General features: G+C 68.3%; 10 protein-coding genes and 1 pseudogene. 5 read left to right on the top strand and 6 right to left on the bottom strand.

All coding sequences use genetic code 11. The annotated features are described in order from the left end of the window. Positions 1-164: 164 nt before the first annotated feature. Both ACZYZE_RS14345 and ACZYZE_RS14350 read right to left on the bottom strand, forming a co-directional pair. Entirely contained in the window at positions 165-1,901 is a 1,737-nt protein-coding gene (locus ACZYZE_RS14345) for an ABC transporter ATP-binding protein (RefSeq protein ID WP_463908367.1), read from the bottom strand. 148 nt (positions 1,902-2,049) lie between these two features. After that, positions 2,050-2,829, bottom strand: coding sequence for a trans-aconitate 2-methyltransferase (locus ACZYZE_RS14350; RefSeq protein WP_463908369.1), 780 nt, complete (start codon positions 2,827-2,829; stop codon positions 2,050-2,052). A gap of 181 nt (positions 2,830-3,010) precedes the next feature. Between ACZYZE_RS14350 and ACZYZE_RS14355 the strand changes: the two genes are divergently transcribed. From ACZYZE_RS14355 to ACZYZE_RS14365, 3 genes are read left to right on the top strand one after another with little or no spacing between them, the layout of a single operon-like run. Beyond that, complete coding sequence (locus ACZYZE_RS14355) at positions 3,011-5,557, top strand: DEAD/DEAH box helicase (RefSeq protein ID WP_463908371.1); 2,547 nt, start codon at positions 3,011-3,013, stop codon at positions 5,555-5,557. A gap of 19 nt (positions 5,558-5,576) precedes the next feature. Then, positions 5,577-6,077, top strand: a complete 501-nt coding sequence (locus ACZYZE_RS14360) for a GNAT family N-acetyltransferase (RefSeq protein WP_463908373.1) — start codon at positions 5,577-5,579, stop codon at positions 6,075-6,077. Between the two features lie 37 nt (positions 6,078-6,114). Further along, positions 6,115-7,467, top strand: a complete 1,353-nt coding sequence (locus tag ACZYZE_RS14365; RefSeq protein WP_459318091.1) for an alpha/beta fold hydrolase — start codon at positions 6,115-6,117, stop codon at positions 7,465-7,467. A gap of 23 nt (positions 7,468-7,490) precedes the next feature. Here the strand turns inward: ACZYZE_RS14365 and ACZYZE_RS14370 are convergent, their stop codons facing one another. From ACZYZE_RS14370 to coaE, 4 genes and pseudogenes are all read right to left on the bottom strand, one after another. After that, a complete protein-coding gene (locus ACZYZE_RS14370) occupies positions 7,491-8,873 on the bottom strand; it encodes an MFS transporter (protein WP_463908374.1) in 1,383 nt (460 codons plus the stop codon). Positions 8,874-8,954: 81 nt separating this feature from the next. Then, positions 8,955-9,551 (bottom strand): annotated as a pseudogene (locus tag ACZYZE_RS14375) (TerC family protein); the annotation flags it as partial. 177 nt (positions 9,552-9,728) lie between these two features. Continuing rightward, positions 9,729-11,810 (bottom strand): excinuclease ABC subunit UvrB, encoded by a 2,082-nt coding sequence (uvrB, locus tag ACZYZE_RS14380; RefSeq protein ID WP_463908376.1) that lies wholly within the window; start codon positions 11,808-11,810, stop codon positions 9,729-9,731. Positions 11,811-11,851: 41 nt separating this feature from the next. Beyond that, a complete protein-coding gene (gene coaE / locus ACZYZE_RS14385; protein WP_463908378.1) occupies positions 11,852-13,105 on the bottom strand; it encodes a dephospho-CoA kinase in 1,254 nt (417 codons plus the stop codon). A gap of 22 nt (positions 13,106-13,127) precedes the next feature. Between coaE and ACZYZE_RS14390 the strand changes: the two genes are divergently transcribed. Together ACZYZE_RS14390 and ACZYZE_RS14395 are read left to right on the top strand one after the other, a co-directional pair. Then, positions 13,128-13,829: an IMPACT family protein gene (locus ACZYZE_RS14390; RefSeq protein WP_463908380.1), complete on the top strand. Its 702-nt coding sequence runs from the start codon at positions 13,128-13,130 to the stop codon at positions 13,827-13,829. Further along, complete coding sequence (locus tag ACZYZE_RS14395; protein ID WP_459318000.1) at positions 13,813-14,337, top strand: GNAT family N-acetyltransferase; 525 nt, start codon at positions 13,813-13,815, stop codon at positions 14,335-14,337. The genes ACZYZE_RS14390 and ACZYZE_RS14395 overlap by 17 nt, the downstream gene beginning before the upstream one ends. The last annotated feature ends 328 nt before the right edge of the window (positions 14,338-14,665 follow it).

Here is a 14,665-nt window from a genome sequence, read left to right on the forward strand (position 1 = left end):
CCTGCCCCCGGCCCTGCCCCCGGCCCTGCCCCCGGCCCCGCCCCCGGCCCGGGTCCGGTCCGGTCCGTTCGCCGTACCCATGCTGACGTCCCGGGACCCGGCCCGGACGGCGGTGTCAGCCTCGGCCACCGAGGCGGTCCAGGCGTCGAGGGCCGGTTTCCGGCTCACGGGGTGTCCTCCAGGACGAGCTGGGAGGCGGCAATCTCCTGATAGCTCGGGGAGGAATCCATCAGTTCCTGATGCGTGCCCTGTGCCACCAGGCGGCCGTTGTCCAGCACCACGATCAGGCCGGCGTCCACGATCGTGGATACCCGCTCGGCCACAATCAGCACGGTCGCCGATCCCAGCAGGGGCACCAAGGACTTCCGGAGCCGGTGGTCGGTGCCGTAGTCCAGTGCGGAGAAGCTGTCGTCAAAGAGGTAGACGGGGGCCTTGCGGAGCAGCGCGCGGGCGATGCACAGCCGCTGCCGCTGGCCGCCGGAGAAATTGGTGCCGCCCTGGCTCACGGGTGAGTTCAACCCCTGCGGGAGCCCGCGGACGAACTCCTCGGCCTGCGCTGTTCCCAGCACCTGCCAGAGCTCCGCTTCGGTGGCGTCCGGCGCCCCCATTCGCAGGTTTTCCGCGAGGGTCCCGGAGAACAGGTAGGAATGCTGCGGCACGACGGCGATGTGGCCGCGGAGCGCCGCCAGCGGAAAATCGCGGATGTTGCGGCCGCCGACGCGGATCTCGCCCCCGGTGGCGTCCAGGAAGCGGGGCAGCAGATTCAGCAGCGTAGTCTTTCCGCTGCCGGTGGCGCCGATTATCGCCGTCGTGGTGCCCGGCACCGCCGTGAACGTCACGCCGTCGAGCACGGGCGCCTCGGCACCGGGATAGGCGAAGGTGACGCGGCGGAACTCCACGTTGTTGTTGGCGGGGCCGGTATCCGGGCCCGGTCCGGGGCCGTCCGCGATGGCGGGGGCCGTGTCCAGCACGGCCTGGATGCGTTCTGCGCAGGCGGCGGCACGCGGTGCCGTCATAAAGACGTACATGGCCATCATGATTGCAATCAGGATCTGCAGGATGTAGGCGATGAACGCCGTGAGGGCGCCGAGCCGCATCTCGCCGGACTGGATCCGGAATCCGCCGAACCAGACCACGCCGACGGAGGACAGATTGACCACCAGCATGATCAGCGGCATCATCCCGGCGACGATCAGCGCCGACTGCAGGTTGTTTCCGGTGAGGTCCCTGTTGGCACCATCGAAGCGGCGGATCTCGTGACTCTGGCGGACAAAACCGCGGATGACGTTGGCGCCGACAATCTGCTCCCGCAGGATCCGGCTGATCCGGTCCAGAAGTTCCTGGCCCTGCCGGTAGAGCGGAATGAGGCGGCGCACGATCACGGCCATAATGACGGCCAGCACCGGCACAACCGCCGCCACAAGGCCGGAGAGGGCAATGTCCTGGTGCACGGCCAGCGCTATGCCGCCGAGGAAGATGGCCGGCGCCGCGATGAGCATGGTGAACACGAGGACCGCGAGGTTCTGGATCTGCGAGACGTCGTTGGTGGCCCGGGTAACCAGGCTCGGTGCGCCGAAGGCCCCGACTTCCTGGGAGGACAGGGACTGCACCGTGTCGAACAGTTCCTCCCGTAATTTCCGGCCAACTTCCATGGCCACGACGGCGCCCAGATAACCGGCCGCGACGGCGGCCAGGACCTGGACCGCGGCGATGCAGGCCATCCAGGAACCGAGTCTTAGGATCTCCGCAGTATCGCCGCCGACGATTCCGTCATCGATGATGGCCGCGTTCAGGGTGGGAAGGAGCAGGTTGGCGGTGGTCTGCACGAGCTGCAGCAGGACAATGGCCAGCACCGTCACCTTATGGGCGGATAACAACCGCCCCATCAGGCCAATTAGCACCGAACCTCCATCACTAGGCAGGGGCCCGGCTCCGGAATCGCGAGGCGGCCGCCCCACGCCGCCCCGTCATTCTAAGCCCCGCCACAGGCCGATTTGTTGTCACACGGCTCCCGGGTTTGTCCCCGGCACCGAATGCCCTCCGCGCTGCTCAGCCCCGTTTCCGGGCGACGGCAAAAATCCGGCGGAAGGGAAACACCGTTCCGTGCGCTGCGGCCGGGTATGCCTCGTCCAGCCGGGCAGCGTATTCGGCTTCGAACTCGCGGGCGTCCCCGGCGGACAGGGCCGCAAGGACTGGCCGTAGCCCCGTGCCGCGGACCCACTCCAGCACGGGGTTCTCCCCCGGCAGCAGCTGCTGGTAGGTGGTCTCCCAGGCGTCTGCGTCACAGCCGGCGTCCAGCATGATGTTGAGGTAGTCGGCAGCCTCCCCCACGACGTCCTCGTGGCGGAGCACCCCGGCGAGCCGGCCGGACCAAGCCTCGGACTCGGCCAGCCCGCGCATCAGGGTGTGCGAGGGGGAGGCAAAGTTCCCGGGAACCTGCAGGGCGAACCAGGCGCCGGGCTTGAGCGCGGCAAGCCAGCGCGGCAGCAGCTGCCGGTGGCCGGGAACCCATTGCAGGGCGGCATTCGTCACCACGACGTCGGTCCCGTCGGGCGGGGTCCACCCGACGATGTCGGCGAGGCTGAACGACAGATTGGCCGCCGCCCCGGCGTAGGCACCGGACTTGGCCAGCATCTCCGGCGAGGAGTCCAGGCCCACGATTTCGGCCTTGGGCCAGCGCACCGCGAGGGTGGCTGTCAGGTTGCCGGGCCCGCAGCCGAGGTCGACGACGTGCCGCGGGGCGTCCGCGTGAATCCGGCCCGTCAGGTCAAAGTAGGGCCTGTCCCGGTAATCGCCGAACTGCACATATTTGGCGGGATCCCATTTCATGTCTTCCTCCAGTCACCGGCACGCACGCAACCCTCGTAGCCTAACCCCGGCCGGAGGCCGGTCCAAGGAGGCACACCCGGACCGCCGGCACGGCTCTCGGGCCGGGCCTCACATTCGGGCGGCCGCGGGCGGTGCCCGGCGGGGCGTCCCGGCGGGGCGGCGGCCACTAAGCTGGAGAGTAATGAAACTCGTTGATCAGCTCCCCGCCCCGGCCGCCCGCGTCCAAGGCCGGACCGGCCTTGATCCGGACGAGCTGTACACCCGCTTCGTCGAATGGACGGAGAGCCGCGGCCTGGCCCTCTACACCGCCCAGGACGAAGCCATCATGGAGCTAGCTTCCGGCGCCAACGTCATCCTGGCGACCCCCACCGGCTCCGGAAAGTCGCTCGTCGCGATCGCGCTGCACTTCCAGGCCATGGCCCGCGGACAGCGCAGCTACTACACCGCGCCGATCAAGGCGCTCGTGTCCGAGAAGTTCTTTGCCCTGTGCGAGATCTTCGGGGCCGAGAACGTCGGGATGATCACCGGGGACTCCGGCGTCAACCAGGACGCCCCGATCATCTGCTGCACCGCCGAAATCCTCGCCAACACCGCCCTCCGCGAAGGCGCCGCCGCCGAGCTTGGCGCCGTCGTCATGGACGAGTTCCACTTCTACTCCGACCCGCAGCGAGGCTGGGCCTGGCAGGTCCCGCTGCTGGAGCTCCCGCAGGCCCAGTTTCTGCTGATGTCCGCGACGCTCGGCGATGTCAGCCGCTTCGAATCCGGCATCAGCGAGCTGACCGGACGCCCGACGACGACCGTCAGCTCCGTGGAGCGCCCCATCCCGCTGCACTACTACTACGAGCAGACCCCCGTGCATGAGACCCTCGAGGAACTGCTCGCCACGAAGCAGGTCCCGGTCTACGTGGTGCACTTCAGCCAGGCCGAGGCCATCGAGCGGGCCCAGAACCTCATGAGCATCAACGTCTGCACCCGCGAGGAAAAGGACAAAATCGGCGAGTTAATCGCCGGCTTCCGGTTTGCGGCCGGGTTTGGCAAGACCCTGAACCGGCTCGTCCGGCACGGCATCGGCGTCCACCACGCCGGCATGCTGCCGAAATACCGCCGGCTCGTCGAGCAGTTGGCCCAGGCCGGCCTACTCAAGGTCATCTGCGGCACGGACACCCTCGGGGTGGGCATCAACGTGCCCATCCGCACCGTGCTGTTCACGGCTTTGAGCAAATACGACGGCGTCCGCACCCGGCTGCTGAACTCCCGTGAATTCCACCAGATTGCCGGCCGGGCCGGGCGCGCCGGGTATGACACCGCCGGCACCGTGGTGGTCCAGGCGCCGGAGCATGTCACCGAGAATGTCAAGGCGATGGCGAAGGCCACGGCGAAGTTCGGCGACGACCAGAAGAAGCTGCGCCAGGTGGTCCGGAAGAAGCCGCCCGAGGGCTTTGTATCGTGGGGCGAGCCGACGTACACGCGCCTGGTGGAGTCCGTCCCGGACCCGCTGACGTCCAGCTTCGCCGTGACCCACTCGATGCTGATGAACCTGATGGAACGGCCGGGCGACCCGTTCACGGCCGCCCGCAGGCTGCTCACCGAGAACCACGAGCCGCGCTCCTCCCAGCTGCAGCTGATGAAGAGGGCCCTCGGCATCTACCGGGAGCTCCTGGCCGCCGGCGTCGTGGAGCGGATCCCGCTTCACGAGCAGGGCCGGGACGGCCGCACCGTCCGGCTGACGGTCCACCTGCAGGCCAACTTCGCACTGAACCAGCCGCTCTCCCCCTTCGCCCTCGCGGCGCTCGACCTGCTGGATCCGGAGTCGCCGTCGTATGCCCTGGACGTGGTGTCCGTGATCGAGTCCACCCTGGAGAAGCCGCGGCAGATCCTCTCCGCGCAGCAGAAGAAGGCCCGCGGCGAGGCGATCGCGGCGATGAAGTCCGACGGGATCGACTACGACCAGCGCATGGCCATGCTCGAGGACGTCACGTATCCGATGCCGCTCGCGGAGATCCTGGGCGAGGCGTTCGAGGTCTACCGCAAGGCCGCCCCGTGGATCGGTGACTTTGAACTCGCGCCCAAGTCCGTGATCCGGGACATGTACGAGCGCGCCATGAACTTCGGCGAGTTTGTCCAGTTCTATGGACTGGCCCGCTCCGAAGGCATCGTGCTGCGCTACCTCGCGGACGGCTTCAAGGCCCTGCGCCAGACCGTGCCGCAGGACGCCCTCCGCGAGGACCTCGAGGACCTCATCGCCTGGCTCGGCGAACTGGTCCGCCAGGTGGACTCGAGCCTGCTCGATGAATGGGAGGAGCTCACCTCCGGTGCGGCGCCGACCCCGCACGACGCCCCGCCGCCCCCGCCGCCGTCGCTGACCTCCAACGTCCGCGCGTTCCGGGTGATGGTGCGCAACGAGATGTTCCGCCGCGTGGAGCTCTTCGCGGATGAGGCCGCCACGGCCCTGGGCGAGCTCGACGGCGGGTCCGGCTGGGACGCCGGGCGCTGGGAAGACGTCCTGGATGACTACTTCGACGAACACGACGACATCGGCACCGGACCGGACGCCCGCGGCCCCGGCCTGCTGATGATCACCGAGGAGCCCGGGGCATGGAAGGTGCGGCAGATCTTCGAGGACCCGGCCGGCAACCACGACTGGGGCATCTCCGCGGAGGTGGACCTCGCAGCCTCGGACGAGACCGGCACCGCCGTCGTACGGGTGACGGACGTCAACCGGCTGTAGCCCCTAGTAAACTCGAACCATGAGTGTAATCCGGCCCGCGACGGCCACCGATGTCCCCGCAATCCTGCAGATGATCCATGACCTGGCCATCTATGAGAAGGAACCCGACGCCGTCCGGAACACCCCGGCGATGCTCACCGCGGCGCTCTTCGGCGATAACCCGCGCGTGTTCGCCGCGATGGCCGAGAACGAGGCAGGCCAGGTCCGCGGCTTCGCCCTCTGGTTCCTGAACTACTCCACGTGGGAAGGCGTCCACGGCATCTACCTCGAGGACCTTTACGTGCGGCCGGAGGCCCGCGGCGAGGGCCACGGCAAGGCTCTCCTGCAGCACCTTGCGGCGACCGCCGTCGAGCGCGGCTATGCGCGCGTCGAATGGAGCGTCCTGGACTGGAACGAACCCTCCATCAATTTCTACAAGAAGCTCGGCGCCGGCGCGATGGAGGAGTGGTCCACCTTCCGCCTCGCCGGCGGGGCGCTGGAAGCGTTCGGCACCGCCGGCAAAGCCCAGACCCGTGGCTGACGGCACCGTGGCTGACCGGTCGGTGGCCGACCTGCCGATGACCGGATCCGGCGCCGCGGATCTGCTGGCAGCGGACAGCAGAGTCCGCCACACCATCAAGGCGCGGCACGAATACCGCGGCATGCGCACCGCGGAACACTGCTTCGAGGTGCCGCTGGACCACTTCGCCGACCCGTCCGGCGAGACGATCACGGTGTTCGCCCGCGAGTATGTCTCCACGGACCACAGCGAGGAACAGGCCGCGCAGCTGCCCTGGCTGCTGTACCTGCAGGGCGGACCCGGCGGGCGCGGCAACCGGCTCCCCGCCCTGGCCGGCTGGAGCAAGGCCGCCGCCAAGGACTTCCGCATCCTCATGCTGGACCAGCGCGGTACCGGCCTGTCCGCCCCGATCGACCGCAACACCCTGCCGCTCCGCGGGAACGACGCCGGCCAGGTGGAGTACCTCTCCTGCTTCCGGGCGGACTCCATCGTCGCCGACGCCGAGGCCGTCCGGCATGCCCTGGGTTCCGGGCCGTGGACCATCTACGGCCAGAGCTACGGCGGTTTCTGCGCGCTCAGCTATCTCTCCTTTGCCCCCGAGGGCCTGCGCGAGGTGCTGGTCACCGGCGGGCTGGCCCCGCTGGCCGGCCCTGCGGACCGGGTCTACCAGTCCACCTTCCGGCGCGTCGCGGCCCGCAATGCCGAGTACTTCCGCTGGTATCCCGAAGACCGCGAAACGGTCACCCGGATCGCGAGGCACCTTCGGGAGACCGACGAGTTCCTGCCCGACGGCGTCCGGCTCACCGTGGAGCGCTTCCAGATGGTGGGGTCCTTCCTGGGCGGCAACACCCGGGTGGATGGCCTGCACCACCTGCTGGAGGACGCCTTCGTCGGCACGCCCGACGGCGACCGCCTCTCGGATTCCTTCCTGGAACAGGTCCGCGGGCTGGCCTCCCGGTCCGCCAACCCGCTCTACGCGCTGATGCACGAATCCATCTACGGGCAGGGCGAGTCCACCGGCTGGGCCGCCCGGCGCGTACTCCAGGATTTCCCGGAGTTCCACCCGGACGCCCCTGAGCCGCTGCTTACCGGGGAAATGGTCTTCCCCTGGTACTTCGAACAGGACCCGGCGCTCCGCCCGCTGCGGAACGTCGCCCAACTGCTGGCCGAAAAGAAGGACTGGGCGCCGCTTTACCACCCGGAGCGGCTGGCCCTCAACACCGTCCCGGTCGCCGCCGCCGTGTACACCGACGACATTTACGTGGACCGGGAACTTTCCCTGGAGACCGCCGCGGCCGTCCGCGGGCTGCAGGTGTGGGAATCCGCGGATTTCCACCACGACGGCATCGCGGACGACGGCGAAGGGATTTTCGCCCGGCTGCTCGGCATGGCCCGTTCCGTCCGCGGCTGAACGAAAGCGGTTCAATCCGCCGGCTACGCGGCCGCCGGCACGGTGCGGCCGCGGGCGGCAGCGCGCAGTGCGACGGCGAACACCACGGCGGCGACGGCGGCGACGGCCATGTTGAGGCCCTGATAGCCCACCCCGCTCATCACGAGTCCGGAGAACCCCGCCCCGACGGCGCCGGCGACCCCCATCATGGTGTCCGAGACGCCCTGGACCAGGACGCGGTCGTCGGCGCCGACACTTTCGGCGAGCAGGGTGGAACCGGCGATGGTGGCCGCCGACCAGCCCAGCCCGAGCAGCACCAGTCCGGCCGTCACCAGGACGGGCTCTGCCTGGCCGAAGCCGGCTACGAGGACTGAGAGCAGGATCAGGCCGTGGCCCAGGAGGATGACCGGGAGCCGGCCTGCCTTGTCCGTCAGCCAGCCCATCACCGGCGAGAGCGCGTACATCCCGGCGATGTGCAGCGAGATGGTGAATCCGATCAGGACCAGCACGTCGGTGCTGGCGGCGTGGACGTGGCCGGCCGGCAGGTCGGCCAGGGGCCCCTCTGTCAGTAATTGCAGGTGCAGCGGTGTCATCGACATAACGGCGGCCATACAGCCGTGCGCCGCGATGACCGCGAAGAGGGCCAGCCCGGCCCGCGGCGAGGCCCGGATGGCGCGCACGCCGTGACGGAGCCCGTGCCGCCGTCGGACGCCGTTTGTGCCTCCGACGGCGGCCCGGGCGGCGCTGCCGGCGGCGCCGGGCGTCCGCCCGTCGGAACGGAGCCACGCGGCCAGCAGCAGTGGATCCGGCCGCAGTCCGATGATCAGGAGAAGCGCGGCCAGCGCCAGTCCCGCCGTGGAGAACACGAACGGGCCGGCCAGTGCCGGCAGGCCGAGGGCCTCCCCCACGACCGCGCCGGGACGGATCAGGTTGGGACCGGCGACGGCGCCGATGGTCACGGCCCACACCACGATCGCCAGGGAACGGCCGCGGTGTTCCGGCTCAGCAAGGTCGACGGCGGCGAAACGGGCCTGCAGATTGGCGGCTGTGCCGAGTCCCAGCAGGGCCGCGGCCAGCAGCAGCACCGGGAAGCTTTCCGTCACCGTGGAGACGATCACCAGCAGCGCCCCGGCCATGGCGGCGAGCAAGCCGGTGACAAGGGAGGCCCGCCGGCCGCGTCGTCCGGCCAGTCCTGCTAGGGGCAGGGCGGCCGCCGCAGCGCCGAGCGTCATGGTGGTGGTGACCGACCCCGCCCAGGCGTTCGAGCCGGAGAGCTGGACGGCCAGCAGGGACCCGACGGACAGGCTGGCGCCGCTGCCCACCCCGCTGAGGAGCTGGGCGGTGCTCAATACCCAAACGGTACGGCGCTGGACCCGTTGCGGGTCCAGTGCCGTACCGGTTACTGCTGTCGCGTCAAAGATTTTCACGGTCCGAGCTTAGCCGGACCGCGGGGTCAGCCGAAGTCGCTGAGGCTTTTGCGGGAGTCCTCTTCGAGGCGGGCGTCCAGCCACGAAGACGATCAGCATCGGGGTGAAGACCTTCTTGCCGTCGACCACGGTGCGCAGCTTGCCGCCGTCGAACTTCTCGGACATCGGCCGGACCTTCCGGATCCGTGCGACGAGCGGGTTTTCCTTGTCTTCCTCGTCGCCGCCCTCGTCCTGCGCCTGCTTCCAGGCGGTCCAGAGCAGGAAGGCGCCGAAGATGTAGAAGACCCAGCTGAACTGTTCGATCACGATGGCACCGAGCAGGATAAAGATGCCGCGGAGGATGAGCGCGATGATGATGCCCACCATCAGCACTTCCTGCTGGTACTTACGCGGTACGGAGAAGCGGGCCATGATGATGAAAACGAACAAGTTGTCGATGCTGAGGCTGTACTCCGTCACCCAGCCGGCGAGGAACTGCCCGCCGTACTCCGGGCCGGTAAAGGCGAACATGAGGCCGGCCAATACCAGGGCCAGGGCCACATAAAAGGAAACCCACAGCCCGGCCTCCTTCATGGAGGGCTCGTGCGGGCGCTTGAGGACCAGGAGCAGGTCGATGGCGAGGATGATGCCCAGAACGGCTAAGGAGCCGATCTCGAACCAAAGGGGAAGTTCAGGCACGAAGATACCTTTCGCAGGGTACAACCAAGCGGTGTAAGTCTCTCCGACCGCCCGGAATGTCCGGTACTACGCACCTGCTATTGTCTGGCTGCCCGCTACGCCCGGCAAGGCATCGGTGCCGTGCGTGTTGACGATCGTAGCGTTTGGGATACTCCCCTACGTTTGAACCACGTTACTTTAGGCGTGCCCGGCGGACTGCATCTGGCGCAGTTCCTTCTTCAGTTCCCCCACCTCGTCGCGGAGCCGCGCGGCAAGCTCGAACTGGAGCTCTCCGGCGGCCGAATGCATCTGTTCGGTCAATTGTTCGATCAGTCCGACAAGATCCTCCGCCGGAGCAGCGGCAAGCCCGTCGGCCCGGATCTTCGACGCGCCCTTGCCCTTGCCGCGCGCCTTGACGGCGTTGGCCAGCAGTTCGCGGGTGTCCGCGTCCTCCTTGGCGATCTGGTCCGTGATGTCGGCGATCTTCTTCCGCAGCGGCTGTGGATCGATTCCGCGCTCGGTGTTGTACGCCACTTGGATCTCGCGGCGCCGGTTGGTCTCATCGATGGCCTTCGCCATCGAGTCGGTGATGCGGTCAGCGTACATGTGGACCTCGCCGGAAACGTTTCGGGCGGCACGGCCTACTGTCTGGATCAGCGAGGTCGCCGAGCGCAGGAAGCCTTCCTTGTCCGCGTCCAGGATACTCACGAGCGAGACCTCCGGCAGGTCCAGGCCCTCGCGGAGCAGGTTGATACCCACCAGCACGTCGAAGACGCCCATCCGGAGTTCCCGGAGCAGCTCCACCCGGCGCAGGGTGTCCACGTCCGAGTGGAGGTACTCCACCTTCACACCGTGGCCCAGCAGGTAATCGGTGAGATCCTCGGCCATCCGCTTGGTCAGGGTGGTGACCAGGATGCGCTCGTTCTTGGCGGTGCGGATCTTGATTTCGCCCAGCAGGTCATCAATCTGGCCCTTGGTTGGCTTGACGACGATCTCAGGATCGATCAGTCCGGTGGGCCGGATGATCTGCTGGACGAAGCCGTCGGCCTTGCCGAGCTCGTACTTGCCCGGTGTGGCGGACAGGTACACCGTCTGGCCCACCCGGTTCTGGAACTCATCCCACTTCAGCGGGCGGTTGTCCATCGCCGAGGGCAGCCGGAAGCCGTGGTCCACTAGGTTCCGCTTGCGGGACATGTCCCCCTCGTACATGGCGCCGATCTGCGGCACTGTCACGTGGGATTCATCAATCACCAGGAGGAAGTCGTCCGGGAAGTAGTCGATGAGGCAGTGCGGTGCGGTCCCGCGGGCGCGGCCGTCGATGTGCCCGGAGTAGTTCTCGATGCCGTTGCAGAAGCCCATCTGCTGCATCATTTCCAGGTCATAGGTGGTGCGCATCCGGAGCCGCTGGGCCTCCACGAGCTTGTTCTGGCTCTCCAGGACCTGCAGGCGCTCGGCCAGTTCGTCTTCGATCCGCGTGATCGCCCGGCCCATGCGTTCCGGTCCGGCCACGTAGTGCGAGGCCGGGAAGACGTACATCTCGGTCTCATCCCGGATGATCTCCCCGGTGAGCGGGTGCAGGGTGTAGATGTTCTCGATCTCGTCGCCGAAGAACTCGACCCGGATCGCCAGCTCCTCGTACATCGGGATGATTTCCACGGTGTCCCCGCGGACACGGAAGGTGCCGCGGTGGAAATCCATGTCGTTGCGGGCGTACTGCATGGACACGAATTTCCTGAGCAGGTCATCGCGGTTCATCTGGGCGCCCTTGCGGAGCGTCACCATGCCGGCGATGTACTCCTCCGGGGTGCCGAGGCCGTAGATGCAGGACACGGTGGCCACCACGATCACGTCGCGGCGGGTCAGCAGCGCATTGGTGGCGGAGTGCCGGAGCCGTTCGACTTCCTCGTTGACGGAGGAGTCTTTCTCGATGAACGTATCTGTCTGGGCCACGTAGGCCTCGGGCTGGTAGTAGTCGTAGTACGAGACGAAATACTCGACGGCGTTGTTGGGGAGCAGCTCGCGGAATTCGTTGACCAGCTGCGCGGCGAGGGTCTTGTTTTGAACCATCACGAGGGTTGGCCGCTGGACCTGCTCGATCAGCCACGCCGTCGTCGCGCTCTTACCGGTACCGGTGGCGCCGAGGAGCACCACGTCCTTCTCGCCGTTCCTGATGCGTTCGGTCAGTTCGGCGATCGCGGCCGGCTGGTCACCCGCCGGCTGGAAATCGCTGATGACCTCGAAGGGCGCCACGACACGGTTAATCTCCTGGGCAAGACTCATACCACTAATCTACCGCCGGGCACCGACAGGAAAACCGTGATTCAGCTTTCGGCGGTGCCGGTCCCGGTCCCGGCTGCCCCGTCGGAAGTGTACGGCGGCGTACGCCAGCCGGTGCGCCGGACCCAGGCCTCCATCCGCGGGGCGGCATGGTCGGTGAACCAGCCTTCCTTATCCGCGGCGTAGCCAGCGGTGGACCTGTCCACGCCGTGCCGCCGCGCCACCCGCCGCTTCTCGGCAAGGTAGTCCGCGCGGGCGGCGGCGTCGTCGCGGAGCCAGTCCCGGAAACACAGTGCAAAGCGCCAGCCCGGCGAGCCCGCGGCGCGGATGTGGAGGTTCACGGCGCGGCCGGGGTCCGCGTTGCCGTGCAGCCGTTTGCCCCAGCTGGCGGGATCCGGATGTGAGGGCTTGGGGTTGTCGGAGAAGATGCCGGGCCAGCGCGGGAACCCGGCGTCGGCCAGCAGCGGCTCGAGCCTGTCCGCGGCGGCCAGGTCCGTGACCGTGAGCTGGAGATCCAGCACGTCCTTGGCGTCGAGGCCGGGGACGGCGGTGGAACCGATATGGTCCACGGCGAGGACCTGCTGTGGAGCTGCCACCTGCAGGCGGGCAATCAGCCGGGCCGCCTGGGCAGGCCAGTCAGGATTGGCGGCGTTGAGCACCGGGCCGCCGGTGCGCGGGGCCATGCGGTGTTTGGCCAGGTTCTCCGCGAACGGTGCCAGCCGGTGCTGCCAGAGCCGATCCGCCGCGTCGCGGAGTTCGTCCTTTGAACCGGAGTTCTCCAGCACGACGTCGGCCGCCGCCAGCCGCTCCTCCCGCGTGGCCTGGGCAGCCATCCGGGCGCGGGCGTCCTCCTCTGTCATCTGCCGGTACTTCAGCATCCGCTGCAGCCGGACGGCGTCCGGGGCATCCACGACCACCACGAGGTGGAAGTTGGCACCCTGGCCCGTCTCGACCAAGAGCGGGATGTCCTGAACCACGACGGCGCCCTTCGGAGCGCCGGCGGCCAGCGCGGCGGCGCGCTCCCGGACCAGCGGGTGGATGATGCCGTTCAGCACGGCCAGGCGTTCCGGGTTGCCGAATACGAGGGCCCCGAGCCTGGGCCGGTCCAGACCACCGTCGGGCGCCAGAACAGCGGCGCTGAACGCCTCCACCACCCGCGCCAGTCCCGGCGTGCCGGGTTCCACCGCCTCGCGGGCAAGCGCGTCGGCGTCGACCACCACGGCGCCGAGCTCGCGCAGGCGCGCGGCAACCACTGACTTCCCTGAGGCGATGCCGCCCGTCAACCCGATCTTCAGCACCCCACCAGACTAAACTGATCCGGTGGCAGAAGACGTGGTTTCCCCGGAGAGCAGGGCCACGGTCTACACGACGCTGGCCGCCGCGCCGGAGTTCCGGCACGAACTCGAGGTGAAACGCTCCCGGTTCATCACCGTCCTGCACCGCACCGGGGATGAGGACAGCGCCCGTGCCGTGGTGTCCGGGCTGCGCAAGGAATTCCACGACGCCCGGCACCACTGTTCGGCCTTCGTTTTGAGTCCGGACCGGGATGTGCAACGCTCCAACGACGACGGCGAACCTTCCGGCACAGCGGGGATCCCGATGCTGGAGGCGCTGCTGAAGCGCGAGACGGCACCCGGGGTGACGGACCTCAGTGACGTGACCGTCGTCGTCGTCCGCTATTTCGGCGGCATCCTGCTGGGTGCGGGCGGGCTGGTCCGGGCGTACTCCGAATCGGTCTCCGGCGCCTTGGACCGTGCTCCGCTGGTGCAGCGGCGCCGGCTGCGGATTTGCGCCGTGAATGTGCAGCATACGGCGGCGGGCCGGCTGGAAAACGACCTGCGCGCCGCGGGCTACGTGATGGCGGAAACCAGCTACGAGGCGCACGCCACTGTCCTCAGGATTGCCCTGCCGGATGATCCGTCCGGGCTGGCCGCGGCGGCAGATCGTCTTGCCGCCTTGTCGGCCGGACGTGCCGTGCTGCTGCCCGGAGAAACGGAGTGGATCGATGTCCCCATCAGCTGAGGCACCTGTTGTGGTTGCGCTGCTCGACGTGAGCGAGGACGTCCTGGAGCAGCTCCTCACCGTGGCGATCCAGGGCGCAGACGCCGACGAGGTCACTCCGCCGCTGGGCAGCGCGACGGGCTGGAACTCCGAGCGGATCAGCTGGTTCCGGGAATACCACCGGGCCGCGTCGGCCGGGCTGGACGGGCCGGCGCGGCAGCGGAGCTGGGCCATCAGCTGCGACGGTGAGCTGGCCGGGTCCATCCGGCTCAAGCGGCTTGGCCCCGGCACCCTTGAAACGGGGATCTGGCTGGCCCGGGACTTCCGCGGCCGGGGTGTGGGCCGCGCGGCGCTGCGGCTGGTGACGGCCCAAGCCGCCGATTCGGGGGCGACGGTTCTTGAGGCCGACACAACAGCCGGCAACCACGGTGCCCTGGCGCTCCTGCGGTCGGCGGGGGCCGACCTCTGGACCGGAGCGGCATCAGCGTCTGCCGCGGCCCCGGTCAAGGCCAGGATCACGCTGCCCTGACCCCGCCCGCGGGACATGCCCCACGTTCCCCGCGGCCATCGGACATATTCCCATTGTGTCCACTCCCCGGGCCCAGGACTGGACATGTCCCCCTGGATCGATCCTGGGCACTGGACATGCCCCCTCAGATGTTTGCTCAGGACTGGACATGCCCCACGTTCCCCGCGGCCATCGGACATATTCCCAATGTGTCCACTCCCCGCGCCCAGGACTGGACATGTCCCCCTGGATTGATCCTGGGCACTGGACATGCCCCCTCAGATGTTTGCTCAGGACTGGACATGCCCCACGTTCCCCGCGGCCATCGGACATATTCCCAATGTGTCCA

The sequence above is a fragment of the Pseudarthrobacter woesei genome (assembly GCF_055412745.1).

Excerpts from the sequence above, each read along its gene's own strand:
- ACZYZE_RS14365 (WP_459318091.1), top strand. The coding sequence starts at position 6,115 with ATGACCGGATCCGGCGCCGCGGATCTGCTGGCAGCGGACAGCAGAGTC.
- uvrB (WP_463908376.1), bottom strand. The coding sequence starts at position 11,810 with ATGAGTCTTGCCCAGGAGATTAACCGTGTCGTGGCGCCCTTCGAGGTC.
- ACZYZE_RS14360 (WP_463908373.1), top strand. The coding sequence starts at position 5,577 with ATGAGTGTAATCCGGCCCGCGACGGCCACCGATGTCCCCGCAATCCTG.
- ACZYZE_RS14395 (WP_459318000.1), top strand. The coding sequence starts at position 13,813 with ATGTCCCCATCAGCTGAGGCACCTGTTGTGGTTGCGCTGCTCGACGTG.
- ACZYZE_RS14350 (WP_463908369.1), bottom strand. The coding sequence starts at position 2,829 with ATGAAATGGGATCCCGCCAAATATGTGCAGTTCGGCGATTACCGGGAC.
- ACZYZE_RS14355 (WP_463908371.1), top strand. The coding sequence starts at position 3,011 with ATGAAACTCGTTGATCAGCTCCCCGCCCCGGCCGCCCGCGTCCAAGGC.